Below are 20,267 nucleotides of genomic sequence, written 5' to 3'. Positions count from 1 at the left end.
AAAAAAATTACTCCTGATATTGAAGCATTGCCTGTATTTGATATTGATTCATTGAACGCTGCTTTATAATTCAAGTATATAATAAGAGTAAAAAATTAATATTAGCAATAATAAATTTTTTACTCTTTTATTTTTTATTCTAAAATCAAGAGATTATTATGAAATATATATTTTATTCTATAGTGATAATATTTTTTACAGCTGCTCTAGCCTTTTCTAATGATAATTTTTTTGCTGCCGTGCATAAAGGCGATATCAATTTAGTATCTCAATATTTAAAAAATGGTATTAATATTAATATCCAAGACAATAAAAAAAGAACGGCTTTGATGATAGCTGCTTATAATAATGATGTAAAAATGGTAAAACTTTTAGTTGAAAATGGTGCTGATGTAAATATACAAGATGAAAATCTAAACTCTCCATTTTTATATGCTGGTGCAAGAGGTTTGCTTGATATATTAAAATTATTATATAAAAAAGCTGATACTATCAATGTTCTTAATATTTATGGAGGAAATGCATTAATACCAGCATGTGAAAAAGGTCATTTAGAAACTGTAAGATTCTTACTTGAAAATACAGATATAAATGTGAATCATGTTAATAGGTTATCTTGGACTGCTTTATTAGAAGTTGTTATACTTGGAAATGACAGTTACAATTATGTTGAGATAGTAAAGTTATTATTAAAACATGGAGCAGATAAAAATATAAAAGATAATAGAGGCAATGATGCATTATATTATGCCAAAACTAAAGGATTTAAAAATATAGAAAAATTATTAGCAAATTAATTTTTTTAATAATAAAAAGGACATATAAAATTAATTATATGTCCTTTTTTATTTATACTATATTATACAGAATTATAGTTTTCCAACTAAATCAATTCCTGGTTTTAATGTGTTAGCACCAGGTTTCCATTTAGCAGGACAAACTTCACCGCCATGCTCAGCTACATATTGAGCAGCTTGTACTTTACGTAATAATTCATTAGCATCTCTACCAATACCCATATCATGAACTTCATAAGCTTTAATTAAACCTTCAGGATTTACTATAAAGCTGCCGCGTAATGCTTTACCTTCTTCTTCAACATATACTTCAAAGAATTTAGCTAAAATGCCTGCTGGGTCTCCAAGCATTGTATATTTAAGATTTTTAATAGTAGGAGTAGCATCTGCCCAAGCTTTATGTACGAAATGAGTATCTTCAGAAACTGAATACACTTCACAATTAATTTTCTTTAATTCATCATAAACTGTACCTAAATCAGCTAATTCTGTAGGACATACAAATGTGAAATCTGCTGGATAGAAAAAGAATACACTCCATTTGCCTAATACATTTTTTGTTTCAACTGTTTTGAATTCTCCATTCTGATAGGCTTCTACTTTAAAATCTATAAGTTTTTTATTGATTAAACTCATTTTATAACTCCTTTTATTAATGTTTGTACACTCTAACAATACAATAGATAATACTTTTTGTCAAGTAGAAAATATTATAAATTGATAAAAATTACTAAAAAAATGAAATATTATTGCTGATGAATATAAAAATATCTATATTGTAAAAATAATTTTTTAATATAGAATAATTTTGATATTATTAAGGAGTGAATATATGAATGAAGATATAAAATTTATAACAGATTTTTTAAAATGCGATTATGAAATATTAGAAGGCGGACTTGAAGATGACAGCAAAATAATGAGCTGGTATAAAGAAAATCTCGAAAAAGGAAAAAAAGAAGGCTACACTCCTTTAATTATAATACCTACAGATACATTAAGCGAACAAATAGATTTTTTTTTAGAAGATAATGACTGCGAAATTGAAGATTCAAAAAAATTAATAAATGAATATATAGAAAAATCTAAAGAAATAAATTATAAAGATTATTTAAATCAGAATATCGAAGATATTTATGATGACAAAGAATACATTGAAGAAATCAAAAAATCATTCAATGCTCCTATAGCAGAAGGTTTTGAAGTAATTGATAGTTTTGGTTCTTATTATGATTATAAATCTTATTATGATTCTAAAATAGAAAAAACTGTTGATTTAATATTAGCAAAAATTCCTACTACAAATCCTTATGAATTGGCATGCTATATACCAATGGGAGGATTCAATGATTGTCCTAATCTAGAAACTCAAGCTGCAATTTTCAAGTATTGGTATGAAAAATATAATGCCTATCCTGCAGTAGTAGGTTATGATACTTGGGAGCTTTTTGTAGAAAAACAGCCTCAAACAGAAAAAGAAGCTAGAGAACTTGCTATAGAACATTATTATTTTTGTTTAGACAGAGTGGATCAATACAGCGAAGATTATGATATTGGAAAACTAGCAGGTACATTATTAAAATCAAGTGTTTGGTATTTTTGGTGGGATTAATAAAACAATAAAAAAGCCTATACTCAAAGTATAGGCTTTTATTTTTTATTAAAAAATTAATTATTTCTAAAAAATAAAGCAGCACATCCTAAAACCCCAGCATCATTACCTAAAGAGGCAGGTTTTATTTCAACATTATTAACCATCATTCTAAGTCCGTAATTTCTTACACCTCTTTTAATATGCTCTATCATCATATCAAAATCTTTACACAATCCTCCGCCTATAAGAACTAAATCCAAATCAAGCATATTCAAAGCCTGTGCTATAGACATACCTAAATAATACGAACATTCTGCAATAGTTTCCTTAGCAAGAGCATCTCCATTTTTAGCAGCATCAAATAAAGACTTAGCTTTTCCAGTATCTAATTTTTCATAAGTTAAAGTTGTAGGTATAACTCCCTTATGTATTTTCTGCTTAGCCATTGCAATAAAACCAGTAGCAGAAGCATAACGTTCAATACATCCGCTTGAACCGCAGTTACATTTATCACCATCAGGAACTACAAATACATGTCCAATCTCTCCGGCACCGCCTAAAGAACCTGTGAATAATTTTCCATTAAGAACTAATCCGCCTCCTACACCGGTACCCAAAGTAACAAGCATTACAGACTGATAATCTTTCTCCTTTCCTGTTCCATATTTAGCTTCTCCTAATGCAGCCATACTGGCATCATTAGCTGTTTTTATAGGAAGATTAAATCTATCTCCTATATCAGAAAATTTCAATCCATGAAGCCCAGGAACATTTTCAGCTCCTCCAATATGTAAAGTATCTCTATTCATAACTCCAGGACAATCTATACCCAAACCTATAGGCTTATAACCGTCTGGTATATTACTTTTTAATTTTTCTATAAATTTTGATATAGCTTCTTTATGTTCTTCTGTATTATAACTAGGATTAACATCGCAATTATCTTTATACAAAATATTTCCATTCTCCTCTATAATAGCACCTTTCATAGAAGTGCCTCCAATATCTATAGCTATAACAACATCTTTCATGCAATTATCCTCCTAGTTTATAATTTATTAATGTCACAATTTTAGTATAAGAATTAAAATTGTCAATATCATAAAAATTATCTTACAGCACCGTATTTTATTAACAGTTCAGCCATACTATAATTTTTATTTTCCTCAGCCATAGTTAAAGCTGTTTTGTTATAATTATTTCTTTTATTTACATCCGCACCATTTTTTATGAATATCTCAGCAAAGTTTCTATAATCCAAAACAGCAGAATACATTAAAGCAGTGTATCCATGAATATCCTGAATATTAATATCAGCTCCAAGATTAATAAATGTATTGATCATATTAACATCAGCATCATTTAAAACATTATACATCAAAGCTGTCTTGCCGTCTAAATTTTGTGCATTAATATCAGCACCGGATTCTACAAGAAATCTTATAATATTAGGATCTCTGTTTGCAGCATACATCAATGCTGTAGATTTATAATTGTCAGTTATATTAATATCAGCTTTATACCATATAAGCATTTCTATCATATCAAAATCACAAAATTGACATGCATACATCAATGCTGTTTTTCCGCTGTCATTTTTCATATCTGTATCAGCACCATTTTTTAATAATAATTCCAATATATATATATTTCTATTGAGTACGGCATGCATTAAAGGAGTTACACCATATTTATCGCAAATATTAACATTAACATCTTTTTCATTTAATATCCTTCTTACCATAACTACATCAGAAGTTTCAGCAGCTGCTAATAAATCATTCTCATCTTGAGTAAATGTATATACAACAGAATATATACTAGTAAACAAAACAAATATAATTAATATATTCTTCATAATTTACATACTAACAATTAATATAATATAATTCTATTATTAAATAAAAATATATCAAGACAATAAAAACAAAAAAGCCTGACTATACAATAATGTATAATCAGACTTTTTAATATTCTTATAACAATATATAATTATCTTTTAGCCTGTTCGTACTGTTTAGGGAATGGTACATCAATACCTAAAGTTCTAGCAGCCTGCAATGCCCAATACGGATTTCTTAAAAGCTCTCTTCCTATATAGATAGCATCAGCAGCACCGTTTCTTACCATCATATTAGCCATTTTAGGATCATATATAAGTCCTCCGCCTATACAAGGAACTGACATATACTGTTTTAATTCACGGCAGAAAGGAACTTGATATCCTTCATAAGGAATAATCTTTCCGTCAGCAGTAACAGCACCTGTACTAACATTTATAGAATCAAATAATCCTTCCTGTTCTAAAGGCTTTAACATATCAGCAAAATCTTTTACTGTGTTTCCGCCTTCTCTCCAGTCATAAGATGATATTCTAATTTGTATAGGATAATCTTTACCTACAGCTTCTCTGCCTTTTCTTAAAATCTCTTCTAAAATTTTAACTCTATTTTTACCATATTCATCAGTTCTTTTATTTGATAAAGGAGATAGGAATGTAGAAATTAAATATCCATGAGCAGCATGAATTTCTATCATATCAAAACCAGCTTTCTTAGCTCTTACAAATGCTTTAACAAATGCATCAACAACTTCATTAATATCTTCTTTTGTCATTTCAACAGGAGTTCTGTATTTATCATTAAATGCTTCAGCTGTAGGAGCATATATCTTATCAACTTTTTTAGATTCGCATTTTCTTCCAGCATGATTTATCTGTATTCCGATTGCAGCTCCATTGCTTTTAACAGCTTTTACCAATTTAGATAAACCGTCAATATATTTATCATCCCATATTGCTAAATCTCCGTCTGTGATAGAACTAACATAAGGAAGTACTCCTGTAGCTTCAACTATGATTAATCCTGTTCCTCCTATAGCTCTTGTAACATAATGCTGAATATACCAATCATTAACATATCCGTCTTCAGCAGAATACATACACATTGGAGGCATTACTACACGGTTTTTTATTTCAAGATTACCTATTTTTAAAGGTGTAAAAAGATTGCTTTTTTCTAGTTTCATTAAAAACTCCTTCAAATATTATTGCTTTTTATACTACTATATAGTATATACAAGATGATGTATATTTCAATTTCACAATATAATTAATTTGTTATTATATAATATGTAATTATATGTGACAATAAAAAACTATATTTTTACAATACATATAAAACATTTATTTTTTCAATAAATCTGAAGCTGTTATGCCGGCATTATTTTCTATATCCATTCTAGCACCCCGTCTTACAAGCAAAGTTACTGTGCTATTATAGCCTTTTTCTATAGCATAATGCAAAGGTGTATTACCATCGTTATCTTTGGCATTAATGCTTAAAAACGTGTTTGATAAATAATAAGATATAGCATCATCATTTCCGTACATTGCTGCATAATGTATTACAGTTCTTCCGCTTAAAGATTTCTCTTTTGTCAAAGAAGAATCTTTTTCCAATAGGAAATTTATCATATCAGGATTGCAAAAAGCAGAGGCATAAAATAAACTGCTGTAGCCATTATAATCTTTCTTTTTCATATCCGCTTTACTTTCTATAAGCAAATTAACAGCATTTGTATTTCCTTTATATATAGCATACTGCAATGGGGTTGTTCCATTAAATAAAACTTCACCGCTAAAATTCTTGCCTTTAACGGAATAAGTATTAGAATAATTATTCAAAGGCATTTCTATATCAATATTGCTGAAACTTAAAAGGGCTTTTATAGCTTCTAATTTATCATAATTAATAGCATAAACCAAAGGAGTAAAACCTTCTTCATTTCTAGAATTTATATTGGCACCCTTTGAAATAGCTTTAATCATATCCCCTATATTATTATTGTATATAGCATCAAAAATAGGTTTATTGGCATCATATATATGAGAATAATCATCACTAGCATCAGGTTCAACATAATCATCATCTTCAATACTTTTTTCATCGCTATATTCATATATCAAATCATCTGCAAAAGTATTAACATTTATAGCCTTAATTCCATCAAAATTATTATAATTATATATTGAATTGGTATTATTATTGAATAAGCTATTATTTAAATTTGTATTTACTTTATCATTAAATATATTGTTGCTATTAAAATCATTTATAATATTTTCTATATTGTATCCGCTATCTTCATATAATAAATCGGATGCAGTTTTACCGTCATAATTTTTTATAGAGTAATCAGCACCTTTTAATAATAAGAATCTATATGTATTACTATTATGATTTTTTACAGCTAAATGCAAAGGCGTATTTCCGTCAATATCTTGTACATTTATATTAATAGGAGTTCTCTTCATAAGTGCAGTCAAAGTATTAGTATTTCCTAGCAATGCTGCATTATGCAAAGGTGTATCGCCGTATATGTCAACAACTCTATAAGAATTACTGCTGTAATTTAAAAGTGTATCTATAATTTCTGCATTTCCATAACTTGATGCATACATTAAAGCGTTATTTCCCAAGCTGTCTTTTCTGTTTATATCTGCTCCAGATTTTAAAAGAGCATTTATAATATTATTATTTCCTTTGAATATAGCATACTGCAAAGGACTAGCATCACCCAAATATACATTACCTATAAACTCTGTCCTGCTTTCATCAAAATAAACATGATATGCTGGTATAAAAGAAGTTTCTATATTTATGATATTTGTATTATTCATTTTATATTTTAAAAGTTCATTAACAACATCATATTTATCAAGATGTATAGCATAAGTAAGAGGAGTTTCATAAGCTATTATTACAGAATTCATATTAAAATTAGAATACATCATTATATTTCTCAAAGCATTAATATCTGATTCTCTAATAGTTCTTACAATAAGCATATTTTCATCATCAGTATTTGCATTTTCCGTATTGCTGCTGGAATTATTACCCAAATCAACAGCAGAACTTCCGCCGGATAAAATATATTCAGGCTTAACTCCATAATTATCACCTATATCCTTATTGGCACCAAGTTTAATAAGAAGATTATATGCATCTTTTTTTGCATAGTAAGCAGCATAATATAAAGCAGTACATCCGTTTGAATCTCTGTCATTTATATTCATATTAACATTTTTAACTAAGAAATTGATATTTTCTAAATTATTAAGAGAAGCAGCATAATGAAGTCCGTTAATATTACCATTAGATGTTTTATCATTAACTAATGTTCTATCTTTTACAAGAAGCATTCTTATAATATTACCGTTACCAAAACCGCATGCATATAAAAATACAGAAGTTCCTTCATGATCCCTAGCCCTAACATCAGCCCCCTTATCTATTAGCTGTTTTACTATTCTTGGATTGTTTTTAAATATAGCAAACATTAAAGGAGTAGCCCCTCCTATATTAAAGCTATCGCCTTCAACTCTATTTATATATGGATAATCTGCAAAATCATCTGGAAGTTTAGCTTCTATATTAACATCTCTATACTCAAGCAATACTCTTACAGCTCTTTCATTACCGCATTCAATGGCATACAAAAGCGGAGTTAATCCTCTTTCATTTGTGGCATTCAAATCCATTTTATATCTTAGAAGATTTTTTAATTGTGCTTCATATTTATTTTCTTTTATAGCATCAAAAAATTCCTTCTCCATTGAAGTAAGACCAAATATATTAAAACTAATAGAAAAAAGTAATATAATAAATAAAAATACATTTCTAATCATAATCTCAATTTCCTAAGTAAACATAATATAAAAAATTATATAATAATAATTCATTAATAACAACAAAATTTATTTTTTATTGTAAAACATCAGCAGGCTTTAAGCCCTCATTATTTGTTATACTTTCATCAGCACCAAGTTCTATCAGCAATTTATAAGCATCTTTTTTATCATTAATTGCCGCATAATAAAGAGCAGTCCAGCCGTCATCATCCTGAGCATTTATATTTATTTCTAGCTTATCAACTAAATATTTAATATTCTTCAAATTATCATAAACAACAGCCATATGCAAAGCCGTAGCATTATCTTTAGTTTTTGTATCTATCAACTTTTTATTTTTGCGGAATAGACTTTTAAGGATTGAAGGGTTGCCAAATGCCGCTGCATATAAGAATGTAGACCAACCCTCTTCATCCTTTGCATTAACATTCGCACCTTTTTTTATAAGCGTATTTACTATTCCGCTTTCTCCATTACTTTTTAATATAGCATATAAAAGAGGTGTAGCTTTTCCTATATAAATAGCATCTGCTTTTTCATTAACCAAATGTGTAAAATATCCTGTCGGAAGTTCTGATTCTAAATTAATATTTTTATTGCCAAGCAGAATCTTAACGGCTCTTAAATTATTATTTTTTATAGCAAAATGTAAAGCACTTAAACCATATCCATCTTTTGTATTTACATTAGCACCTTCTTTTATTAGTTTTTTTATAGTTCTAGTACTATTACTTTTTATGGCTTTTAATAAGTTAACATCAACTTCTCTAAGCTGACTGTTTCTATGTTCTATTCTTCTCTCTAGAACTGTAGAAGGCAAAACATTATCATTATCGCCTATATTAGTATCAGCCCCTAATCTTATGAGTAAATTATATGCCTCTATACTTCTGGAATTAGCCGCATGATAAAGAGATGTCCATCCGTCTATATCTCTTTCATTTATATCAATATTAGAATTAGTACATAAATACATTATTGCTTCAAGATTATTATAATCGCTTGCTATATGGAGAGGATTTACATAAAATTCTGTTTTGGCATTAATTAATCTATTATTCATTTCAGCAAGCATAGCAAGTGTATTTATATCAGAAAATGCTGCAGCATACATTACACTATTCCAAGTTTTAAAATCTTTAATATTTATATTTGCTCCATTTTCTATCAAAAGTTTAGTTATATAGCTATTATTTTTATATATTGAATATAAGAGAGGAGTAGCACCGGATAAATTATTAGTATAATTATCAGGAAGTCTAACATTTAAATTTACACCATATTTTATAAGTTCTTCTATATATTCTATATTATTATGATCTATTGCATCATATAATACGCTAATACCATTGCTGTTAGTAATATTTTTAGTATTATTTGTATTAATATTATCATATTGCTCATTATTATTTGATTGAATATCATTATACTGCTCTATATTATCATTTGAGTAAATATTATCGTACAAACCTATATTATTATTTGACTGAATATCATTGTACTGCCCTATATTATCATTTGACTGAGCATTATTATAGTATTGCTGCCCATAAATGAAAGCAAATAAAAATAACATTATAAATAAAACATTTTTCATAAAAATCCCCCTTTTTATTATGGTGTAACTGTTGTTGCAGAGCTGTCTTGTAAATCAGTAATTGTACTGTTAAGATCATATTCTTTTCTAGGTAATCCAACACCAGGAAAGTCTGTAAGAGTAAATTCAATCCAAAACTCTTTATTCCAATAAATTCCTTTAACTGAACCGCTAGTAATATCAGAAGGAAGCGTAGAAGGCCTTACAGCAAAAGTGGCAAGTATCTGCCATCCATCCAATTCATGCCAAACGCTCGCTTCTATAGATTCAAGTTTAAATAAACTTTCAGTCCTTTTTTGAGGATTATTAAAATTAAATGAGTTTATAATATCCCAGAATGGATTTACCCAAGTTTCATTTTCTCGCTCCGCATAAGATTTAATATATCTGTAAGCCTTTTCATTCGCACTAGTAGTTGCTATTCTAAATTTCCATTGATCTATTACTTGCAATTCTATACCAAATGTAAATGCCGCTGTATTGTATTTATAATTAATAAAATCATGAGTAAATGCAAAACCAAAATATAAATTAAAATCATTTATAACACCATCAAAAAACGGCTTTCTATTATTTTTTACAAGTATCCAATCTGTTATCTTTCCAAGCGGTATAGGTAAATGGAAATATGAAGTAATACGGTTAAGAGTTAAATTCGTTCCAAGCATATTTCTAGAAATATCATATGATATATAAGATTGATTATAAAAAAGTCTTGCTGAAGAACCTACTTCTGTAGTAAGCATATTATTTGTAGAAAATTCAACTTCATAAATCTGAGTTTCCGGATTATATTTAGGTCTAAAATCATATCCTGTTCTTATAAATGATTCTAAATTAAGATTCAAATCAGGAAGGAAAAATAAACTATACCCTGTTCCTCCAACAGTTAATTTAGTAGTTAAATTATGCGAGTTAAATTCTCCATTTTGTGCTGTAATAGTATCTGTATCAATATATTTTTCTTTGAATCTGTATCCTAAGCTGTAAGTAGTATCCCATCTTACAATAGGTTCAAAATAGTAAGTAAAATTATACGGTAAAATATTATAAGGAAGAAACATCGAAAAATTAACACCAGCACCTAATCCAAAATAAGTATTATCTTTATCGTAAATTAAGTCTTCAGCTGAAGGATTAACACTATTTTGATATGAATATTCCATATTAACACTTGGTACAAATCTTAAAAAATCATTAGTAAAAGTTCTTGATAAACCTCCGTACAAATTTAAATTATCTCTTTCTGCAAGTTTATCATTTAATTGAGAATCACGCAATGGATTATTATAAAAAGCAATACCTTCAGAAGTTTTATAATTAATAGTATGATTATAATTAGCTCTTAAGTCATAATTTAACTTAAGATTTGGAAAATAATAAGATGTTTCATCCCCAAATACAGAACTATAGCTAGCCTCAATAGAAGGCAGAACAAGTTTATAAGGCTTAGGCATATAATAATCAAAATTTGTATTAACATCAACAGATATATTTCTAACAGCTTCTAAATCCCATTCAGCACCAGCTTTTAAATTCACTCCGTAAATATTATTATTAATATATACTGAATTTTCAATGTAGTTCTCAGGATAAGAATCTCCAATATCCTGCAAATTTCCCGTAACAGAAGTAAAGAAAGTTAATATATCAAAACGCCCTCTTTGATTATAGAAATCTGATTTAAAATATAAATCACTATTTAAATTTAATTTACCAGTAACATAACTATTAATATTCTGACTACTGTACAACTGTAAAGTATGATCATATTCAAATTTATATCTAGGTACAAATTTACCAGGCTGACCTGTAGCAAAATAGTTTACATATCTAGTACCATAACCTATACTGGAAGTTATATAAGAATCTAACAAATAATATTGTCTTCCCAAAGCAAACATTGCATCTAATGCGAAATCATTATATTGACTTGTATATCTTATTTCATCTCCTATTAAAAAACCTAATTTTTGATAGGCATCTAATCTTATTTTATGCTGAACTCCGTATATATCGAATATTTTAGAATTCTGCATATATACGCCTTCCCTTAAAGATTCACCAAATGAAGATATAATACCTGTACCCATATAGTTTTGCATAAACAGAGGGAAATAAAATACCGGCTGTCTTCCAACTCTATAGATACTATTAAATATCATCATTTTTTTTGTATCCCATAGATAAACCCTGCTGGTTAAAAAGTCATGTGCTACCGGACTTAAACGTGAAAAACTAACACTGCTGTTTTCTGCAAAAAAACGCTCGTCATTAAATTTAATTATATCTCCCTGAACAGTAAATACCTGAAATTTAGTACCTCCGCCGAATAGAACTCCTTTTTTATTCTCTCTATTAAGCATAAACCATTCGCCTGTAAGAGTACTTTCACCTGCCTTTACTGTTAAATTACCGGAAGCAAAAACCTCTCCTGTTTTCAAACTATAAACAACCTTATCAGCAATTAATGTATTATTATACATACGCATGGTAACATTACCATATAATGATATAAGTTCTTCCTCAGCTTCCTTTATCTCATAACGCTCTACAAAATCAGCACCTATAAGTTCAACTTGAGCTCCTCCCCTATTAATAGTAGTTCTTGCTACCTCTCTAACCTGTTCATTGCCTGATACTATTTCAGCTTTAACATTAACCTGTCTTTCTATAATTCTTGCTCTTAAAGTTGCTTCTGTATCATAAGGGTATATTTCTATATTATTTATTCTAGCATATTCTTTTAATACATAAAAAGGCGTAAAATTTACTAAATTAATAAATGATATTGGATTTCTTCTAGCATCGAATCTATTTATCTGCATTATTGCATTTTCACTTGCATTAGCAGGAATATTATTATTTACAGCATTAGTATCCTGTGCATACAAATATGCATTGAATATCAATATAAATAATAAAATTAAGATACGCATTATATCCTCTAAAATTCAATTATCATTTTTATTTAAGAAAATTTTATTTTAAAGAAATTGCGTTTACCAACTTTTAAAATACCTTCTTTAGAAATAACAGCATTTATATCACTAATTTTTTCATTATCTAAAGTAACGCTTCCTTGAGAAACTAATCTTTTCAAATTTGATTTACTTTCAGAAGACATACAAACAGATAATATATTCAAAATATTATCATCTTTATTAACAGATACTTCTTCTATTTCATCCGGAAGTCCTTTAGAACTGAATATTCTTTTGAACTCTTCCTCAGCATTTAATGCCTCTGCTTCTCCATGATATATTTTAACTATCTCTTTAGCAAGTATTCCTTTTATATTTCTAGGATTTTCACCATTTTCCATAGACTTAACATAATTTTTTATATCTTCTATAGGAATATCAGTTAGAAGCTCCATATATTTAGAGATTAAACTATCCGGTATGCTCATAGCCTTACCGTACATATCTTTAGCACTGTCATATATACCAATATAATTACCAAGGGATTTACTCATTTTTTCAACACCATCTAAACCTTCCAATAAAGGTACAGTAATAACTGCCTGAGGAGATAACCCGTATTCTTTCATTAAAGTTCTTCCAACGAGCAAGTTAAATTTCTGGTCATTACCGCCAAGCTCAACATCGCATTCTAAAGCAACAGAATCATACCCTTGAGCTAAAGGATACATGAATTCCATCATACTAATAGGCTGACCGTTTTTATATCTTTTAGCAAAATCATCTCTCTCTATCATCTGTGCTACTGTATATCTTGAAGTTAATCCCAATACATCGGCAAAGCTCATTTTTTCAAGCCATTTTGAATTAAATTCCACTATAGTCTTTTCAGGATCTAAAATTTTAAATACCTGCTGCTTATAAGTTTCTGCATTTCTTAAAACATCTTCCAATGTAAGTCTAGGTCTTGTCTTAGTTTTACCTGAAGGATCGCCTATTCTTCCTGTAAAGTCCCCTATTAAGAATATAACCTTATGCCCCAATAATTGGAAATGTCTCATTTTTCTTAAAAGTACAGTATGTCCCAAATGTATGTCCGGTGCAGTAGGATCGAAACCTGCTTTTACTGTTAATTGTTTTCCGCTTTTTAACTTTTCTTTTATCTCATCTAATCCTATAGCTTCGCTTATACCTCGTGTAATCAATTCTATAGATTCTTCTACACTGTATTGTTTATTCTCCATATTTACTATCCCTTTTATAACCATAAATTATATATTACATATAATATTGAATATTAATAATAATGTAAATTTTAATTAAAGTCAAATAAAGAATTTTATTATGTTAATTTCATAATTGTTATTTTACTATTATTTCTTTGGTAAAACTATTCAAATCTTTATAACCGTCTTTAGTAACAAGCACTAAATCTTCTATCCTAACACCTATTTTTTTGTCACTGCAGTATACTCCAGGTTCTATTGAAAATATCATACCCTCTTTTAATTGAGCATGATGTATAGAACTAACATCACCATATTCATGTACATCCATACCTATGCAATGTCCTGTTCTATGAGTAAAATATTCACCATATCCATTTTCTGTAATGTACGAACGTGCTTCATTATCTATATCAGAAAATTTAACTTTTTCACTTACTTTATTAATAGCATTTTCATTTGCTGTTTTTACGATATTATATATTTTTTTAGCTTCGTCATTGGGTTCTCCAAAAAATATAGTTCTAGTCATATCAGAACAATATCCGTCATGCATACAGCCCATATCTATAACTAAACATCCGTTATCTCCTATTGCAGTATTGCCTGTAGAATAATGAGGATTAGCAGCATTAATTCCAAAAGCTATAATAGGAGTAAATGAGAATCCTCCGTCTGCTCCGTTTCTTTTATATATTAGTTTTAATTCCTCTAAAACATCAATTTCTTTCATACCTGCTTTTACAAAATCAATAATGTCTTTCATACTTTTATCATTAATTTCTGAAGCCTTCATCATCTTTTTTATTTCATCTTCATCTTTTTGCATTCTTACATAATCCATACAAGGAGATGCATTTATATAATTTGCAGCAATATCAATATCCATCATTTCCAATAAAAAGTTAGATGTCATTGATTTATCTATACCAATATTTTTATCTTTATGCACAAATTTAGACATTTTTTTTACAGCACTCTCTGTATCAGAATAATATAATATATCTATATCATTGTTACTTAAAGGAAAAAGATAATTATTAATAAGATGAACTTCATTATCTTGATTAATATAAAGTCCCAAGAACCTTTCTCCGGAATGTATATTAATATTGGTAAGATAATATATTGACATTCTGTCTGTTATTACAAACTGGTAAATATTTTTTTCTTTCATAGAGTCAATAACTCTTTTCAATCTGTTAATATTCATTTTTAATATAATCCTTTTTACTTGTAAAAATATATTTCTATATTATATACTAAGAAGAATTTTTTTCATAACATAATATTTAAAATATAATTTCTTAAAAATATACCTATATCTGATTAATGAGCAATTCAAAAAATAGAAAGATTTTGCAATAAAAAATCATCAATCTAGTTTTAAAACTCTATACATCAAATAGAATATTATTTTCTGAAATTCTCTTTTAATTTATCTATAAATACAGCTGCTATTATAACACATCCTATCATAACTTCCTGAAGAAATGCAGATACCCCCATCAAATTAAGTCCGTTTCTAAGTGTACCAATTATAAGTGAACCAACTAAAGTACCGCTTATAATACCTTCTCCTCCGCTCAAACTAGTTCCTCCGATAACAGAAGAAGCAACAGCATATAATTCATATCCTGAACCTGCTGTAGGCTGACCGGAAAGTACTCTAGAAGCAAATATAATGCCAGCTATAGATGCTAGAAAAGCAGAAAAAACATAAACTAAAACTATTGTAACATTGGTATTAATTCCTGATAACTTTGAAGCCTGTATATTAGATCCTGAAGCATAAATATGAAGTCCTAATGGAGTTTTTGTAAGCATATAATGGAATATAAAGGTTAATATAAACATTATCCATACAGGTATAGGCAAACCTAAAAATGAATTACTTCCTATAACTATAAATTCTTTAGGAAGTCCGGAAACTGGTATACCATTTGTAAGAAGTAAATTTATTCCTTTTACTATACTCATGCTTCCTAAAGTAACAACAAAAGGAGGAAGTTTAGCATATACTATTAAAAGTCCATTAACTAATCCAACTGAACTAGCTATTAAGCATCCCAATATTATTGCAGCAGGTATAGACATTCCATCAACCATAAACATAGAACTTAACATTCCGGAAAATCCTATAACAGACCCCAATGACAAATCTATACCTCCGGTAATAAGTACAAGAGTCTGCCCTATAGAAATTATTGCTATTATTGATGACTGTAAAGCAACTGTAAGTAAATTATTTTTTGTAAAAAAGTATTGTGATGCTATTGAAAATACAATCATCATCACTATTAATACTATCATAATTGATATTAATTGTTTTAACTGTGAATTTTTATTTATATAATTTAATATTTTTTTCATATAGTCCTCTTTATTAATAATTTATAGTAGCGTATCTTAAAATTTCTTCCTGTGTAGTATTTTTCGGATCAACTTCGCCGGTAATTCTGCCGTTAGAAACTACTATTATTCTATCGCATATACCTAATAATTCAGGTAATTCAGAAGATATAACCATTATGCCATGTCCGGATTTTTTAAGATCATTAATAATATTGTAAATATTTATTTTTGAATTAACATCTACCCCTCTAGTAGGTTCATCAAAAATAAATAAGAAAGGATTATTAAGTATCCATTTACCTATCATAACTTTTTGCTGATTTCCTCCGCTTAAGAATTGAACTTTATCTTCAGGCTCACGCATCTTAATCTTTAAATTATCTTTCAAACCTACTAAAGATTTAAATAAACTTTTAATATTAATAAAAAATGGATTGGAAAAAGACTGCATATTAGGCATAATACTGTTTTGCCATATACTCATCTTCAAAGCAAGCCCTTCATGTTTTCTATCTTCAGGTACATAAACCACACCATTTTTTATAGCGTCTTTTATATTACGAATCTCTATTTTTTTACCATTAAGTATAACATCGCCTTTCTGTATTTTAAATACTCCAAATAAAGACTTAGCTATTTTAGTTCTGCCGGCGCCTACAAGACCTGCAAATCCTAATATCTCACCTTTTTTAACTTCAAAACTTACATCTCTAAAAAAAGGCTCGCAAGCTATATTTTTAACATCAAGAATGGTTTCTCCTACAGGAACATCAATTCTAGGATATTTATCTGTAATAGTCCTGTCTGCCATAGCAGATATAATTTCATCTATATTTGTATCCTTATACGGCTTGCTCATTATAAAATTACCGTCTCTTAAAACTGTAATTCTATCAGCAATATATTCCAGTTCCTCTAATCTATGCGATATATATATAATAGATATTCCTTCATTCTTTAAATTGTGTATTATATTAAATAGCTGTTCTGTCTCTCTATTCGATAATGAAGATGTAGGCTCATCCATTATTAAAACTTTAGACGATAAAGAAACTGCCCTCGCTATTTCAACTATTTGCTGTTTAGATATAGGAAGTCTTTTTACAGCAGTATCCACTTCATCCTGCATGCCGAATCTGCTAAGCCACTCTATAGCTTGATTACGCATTCTTTTCTTATCCAAAAATATATAATTTTTTTTGTATTCTCTTGCAAGAAAAAGATTTTCCATTACAGTAAGATGAGTACACATATTTAATTCTTGGTGAATAGTTATGATTCCGCTATTTATAGCATCAGCAGGCTTATCAAAATGAACTTGCTTTCCTTCTAAAAATAACTCCCCTGAATCATAAGTATATACCCCAGCAATAATTTTCATCAATGTTGATTTGCCGGCACCATTCTCTCCTAATATAGCATGAACTTCGCCCTTCATCATATCCAAATTTACATCTTTTAACACTGGAACACCAAAAAAACCTTTTGAAATATTTTTTGCACTAAAAACTATATCAGACATTAAATCTCCATAATTATTTTATATTTTATTCATAGCAACAGCTAATGCTGAATAATCTCCTATTTCTTCTCCAAAATAAGATGGAACTATCTCACAAAAATCAGAACTATATTTCAACGCTTCTTTTTCTATTATCTGCATCATTGTATCTTTGAAATAAGATTCCATTCTAGTATATATTCCGCCTATAATTATCTTATCCAAATTAAGTATATCTATGAGTATAGAAATACCTTTTCCTAAATATTCAGCACTTTCATTAAATATAGAAATAGCAAATTTATTACCAGCTTTAGCAATATTAGCTATTTCATAAGTAGAAATATCTTTATCTTTTAATAAATCTATAAATTCTTTAACATCTTTATCTTCTGACTTTTCTTCTATCCTCATTTTGCAAAGTTTAGCTATACCTCCGCCGCTGCAAAACCCTTCAAATGAGCCAGCCTTATTATATCCAACAGGTCCATTATCGCTTAATCTAATATGCCCTATTTCTCCAGCCATATCAGAAGAACCTCTATATAATCTATTATCCAATATAAGCCCAGCCCCTAAACCAGTACCAAAAGTAAAAAAAGCCATATTGGATGAACCTCTGCCAATGCCCCATAAATATTCAGCAACAGCACAAGCATTTGCATCATTTTCTAATTTTGAATGTATATTTAAGTTATCATAAAAATATTTAACTATTTCAACATTTTTCCAATTCGGTAAATTAGGCGGACAAATTATAACTCCATCTTTACTGGATAAAGGACCTCCGCAGCTTATACCTATACTTTTTATGACGCCATATTGAGATTGATAATCTTTTATTATTTTACATATATTTTTTAATGTATCTTCACTATCAGATGTAGCAAATTTTTCTTTATGAAAAACTTTAGGAGAATCATCTCCTATTATTACAGAAGTTTTTGTACCGCCAATATCCACACCAACAACATTCGACATAAGAATTTCCTATATAAAAAATATCGATTAGATAATATTTGCATATTATCTAATCAATATATTTAATTTTTACTAAAATTATTTTATAGTATCAATATTTTCTAAAGTAACTACATTTACTCCAGTATCTAATAATCTAGTAACTTCTTTTCCATTTATTATATCTACAGCAAATTGTAATCCGTCAAATCCCATTTTATAAGGATTTTGTACTACAGTAGCTTTTAATGTACCATTTTCTAAAGCTCTGATTGTATCTTGAGATTTGTCAAATCCTACTAACATAACTGTATCTTTTTTACCCATATCTTCTATAGCTCTAGCAACTCCAACTGTAGAACCTTCGTTAGAAGCAAAGAATCCTACTAAATCAGGATTAGCTGTCATTATATCAGTAGCTATATTTAATGCTTTAGCTTTATCTCCATCAGAATATTGAACAGAAACTATTTCTATTTCAGGAGCTATTTCTTTTATTCTTGTTTCAAAACCTTTTCCTCTTGCTATAGCAGTAGCAGCAGCAGGCTGAGCATGAACTATACCTATTTTACCTTTTGAATTAACTAATTTAGCAAAAGTATCAGCAGCTAAAGCACCGGCAGCTTCATTATCTGTAGATAAGAAAGCATCATAATCTTCTGTAGTTATTCCTGAGTCTATTAAAACAAGAGGTATATTTGCAGCTTTTATTCTAGCAGCAACAGGAGCTAAAGCAGCAGCATCAGAAGGAGCTAATAATATAGCATCTGCCTGCTGATTTATAGCATCTTCAGCCATACGGGTTTGCTCATTAGGGTCAGTTTTTCCAGCTGGAGCTCTAAAAATCAATTCTATATTACCTAATTCTGCAGCTTTATCTTCAGCACCTTTTTTTACTGAAAGCCAATGTTCATCAATAGAATCCATAGTTATTAAAACTATCTTCTTAGTATCTCCTGAAGTAGAAGTTGAAGCTTTATCAGTACCTGCTTTACCTGTACATGATAAAACCAAACTAGAAATTAATAAAATTGAAAATAATATTTTTTTCATAATGTAAATCCTTTATTTTTTATAAATAACTGTACCCAAATTAGTATAGTAAAATATAAAAGCATTGTCAATAAATAGAATTAACTAATTAACAAAAGAATAAAATATAAATTTAATAAATAGTAAAATAAAAAATATTTACATAATTTTACTTTATAAAAAATAATAATGAGTATATTTTATTCCTTTACCCTATTGGCAGCATCATTGATATCAAGTTTATAAAGCTCATCTATAAAAGCAACAGAAAAACTAGCAGGACCTTCAGATTTCTTTGAAGCTTTTTCTCCAGCTGAAGCCATTATACACATAGCAGAGGCAGCAGCTATTAAAGGATTAGATACAGAAAGCATAGCACCTGTTATAGCAGTAGAAGTACATCCCATACCGGTATTAACAGGCATTAAAGGAGAACCTCCTCTAACATATAAAACTTTATTTCCGTCTGTTATAATATCAGTTTCACCGCTTATGCTTACAACTGTATTATATTCTTTGGCTAAATGCTTACCTGCCTCAAGTGCCATATTAACATTAGCTGTGCTGTCTACTCCTTTAGTTTTTATGC

16 protein-coding genes are annotated in these 20,267 nt (G+C 28.7%); 2 read left to right on the top strand and 14 right to left on the bottom strand.

Annotated features, from left to right (window positions below; all coding sequences use genetic code 11):
- Nucleotides 1–158: 158 nt before the first annotated feature.
- Nucleotides 159–797: an ankyrin repeat domain-containing protein gene (locus tag Q0J90_RS11670; protein WP_297278073.1), complete on the top strand. Its 639-nt coding sequence runs from the start codon at nucleotides 159–161 to the stop codon at nucleotides 795–797.
- A gap of 72 nt (nucleotides 798–869) precedes the next feature.
- On the opposite strand, the gene ahpC is transcribed toward Q0J90_RS11670, so the two are convergent.
- Nucleotides 870–1,433 (bottom strand): alkyl hydroperoxide reductase subunit C, encoded by a 564-nt coding sequence (gene ahpC, locus Q0J90_RS11665; protein WP_297278072.1) that lies wholly within the window; start codon nucleotides 1,431–1,433, stop codon nucleotides 870–872.
- A 196-nt stretch (nucleotides 1,434–1,629) separates the two neighbouring features.
- Between ahpC and Q0J90_RS11660 the strand changes: the two genes are divergently transcribed.
- On the top strand, nucleotides 1,630–2,409 hold the full coding sequence (locus Q0J90_RS11660) for a DUF4253 domain-containing protein (RefSeq protein ID WP_297278071.1): 780 nt from the start codon (nucleotides 1,630–1,632) through the stop codon (nucleotides 2,407–2,409).
- A 56-nt stretch (nucleotides 2,410–2,465) separates the two neighbouring features.
- On the opposite strand, the gene Q0J90_RS11655 is transcribed toward Q0J90_RS11660, so the two are convergent.
- The 13 genes from Q0J90_RS11655 to Q0J90_RS11595 all read right to left on the bottom strand — a co-directional run.
- Nucleotides 2,466–3,422 carry an ROK family protein gene (locus Q0J90_RS11655; protein WP_297278070.1) on the bottom strand — a complete coding sequence of 319 codons (957 nt, stop codon included), beginning with the start codon at nucleotides 3,420–3,422 and terminating at the stop codon, nucleotides 2,466–2,468.
- Nucleotides 3,423–3,499: 77 nt separating this feature from the next.
- Nucleotides 3,500–4,249, bottom strand: a complete 750-nt coding sequence (locus Q0J90_RS11650; protein ID WP_297278069.1) for an ankyrin repeat domain-containing protein — start codon at nucleotides 4,247–4,249, stop codon at nucleotides 3,500–3,502.
- 134 nt (nucleotides 4,250–4,383) lie between these two features.
- Nucleotides 4,384–5,418, bottom strand: coding sequence for an NADH:flavin oxidoreductase/NADH oxidase (locus Q0J90_RS11645; protein WP_297278068.1), 1,035 nt, complete (start codon nucleotides 5,416–5,418; stop codon nucleotides 4,384–4,386).
- Between the two features lie 157 nt (nucleotides 5,419–5,575).
- Nucleotides 5,576–8,080 (bottom strand): ankyrin repeat domain-containing protein, encoded by a 2,505-nt coding sequence (locus Q0J90_RS11640; RefSeq protein WP_297278067.1) that lies wholly within the window; start codon nucleotides 8,078–8,080, stop codon nucleotides 5,576–5,578.
- A gap of 76 nt (nucleotides 8,081–8,156) precedes the next feature.
- Complete coding sequence (locus Q0J90_RS11635; RefSeq protein WP_297278066.1) at nucleotides 8,157–9,680, bottom strand: ankyrin repeat domain-containing protein; 1,524 nt, start codon at nucleotides 9,678–9,680, stop codon at nucleotides 8,157–8,159.
- Between the two features lie 17 nt (nucleotides 9,681–9,697).
- Nucleotides 9,698–12,619, bottom strand: coding sequence for an LPS-assembly protein LptD (locus Q0J90_RS11630; RefSeq protein WP_297278065.1), 2,922 nt, complete (start codon nucleotides 12,617–12,619; stop codon nucleotides 9,698–9,700).
- 32 nt (nucleotides 12,620–12,651) lie between these two features.
- A complete protein-coding gene (gene tyrS, locus Q0J90_RS11625) occupies nucleotides 12,652–13,848 on the bottom strand; it encodes a tyrosine--tRNA ligase (RefSeq protein ID WP_297278064.1) in 1,197 nt (398 codons plus the stop codon).
- A 118-nt stretch (nucleotides 13,849–13,966) separates the two neighbouring features.
- Entirely contained in the window at nucleotides 13,967–15,043 is a 1,077-nt protein-coding gene (locus Q0J90_RS11620) for a Xaa-Pro peptidase family protein (protein WP_297278063.1), read from the bottom strand.
- Nucleotides 15,044–15,243: 200 nt separating this feature from the next.
- Entirely contained in the window at nucleotides 15,244–16,203 is a 960-nt protein-coding gene (locus Q0J90_RS11615; protein ID WP_297278062.1) for an ABC transporter permease, read from the bottom strand.
- Between the two features lie 13 nt (nucleotides 16,204–16,216).
- Nucleotides 16,217–17,707, bottom strand: a complete 1,491-nt coding sequence (locus Q0J90_RS11610; RefSeq protein WP_297278061.1) for a sugar ABC transporter ATP-binding protein — start codon at nucleotides 17,705–17,707, stop codon at nucleotides 16,217–16,219.
- Between the two features lie 18 nt (nucleotides 17,708–17,725).
- A complete protein-coding gene (locus tag Q0J90_RS11605; RefSeq protein WP_297278060.1) occupies nucleotides 17,726–18,667 on the bottom strand; it encodes an ROK family protein in 942 nt (313 codons plus the stop codon).
- 78 nt (nucleotides 18,668–18,745) lie between these two features.
- Nucleotides 18,746–19,699 (bottom strand): ABC transporter substrate-binding protein, encoded by a 954-nt coding sequence (locus Q0J90_RS11600; protein ID WP_297278059.1) that lies wholly within the window; start codon nucleotides 19,697–19,699, stop codon nucleotides 18,746–18,748.
- 179 nt (nucleotides 19,700–19,878) lie between these two features.
- A partial coding sequence (locus Q0J90_RS11595; protein ID WP_297278058.1) for a hydroxyethylthiazole kinase occupies nucleotides 19,879–20,267 on the bottom strand: 389 nt, incomplete at its 5' end.

Source organism: uncultured Brachyspira sp. (assembly GCF_944390595.1).
Classification (GTDB): Bacteria; Spirochaetota; Brachyspiria; order Brachyspirales; family Brachyspiraceae; genus Brachyspira.
Note: the sequence above shows the minus strand (reverse complement) of the source record. Positions and strands in the feature narration are given on the sequence as shown.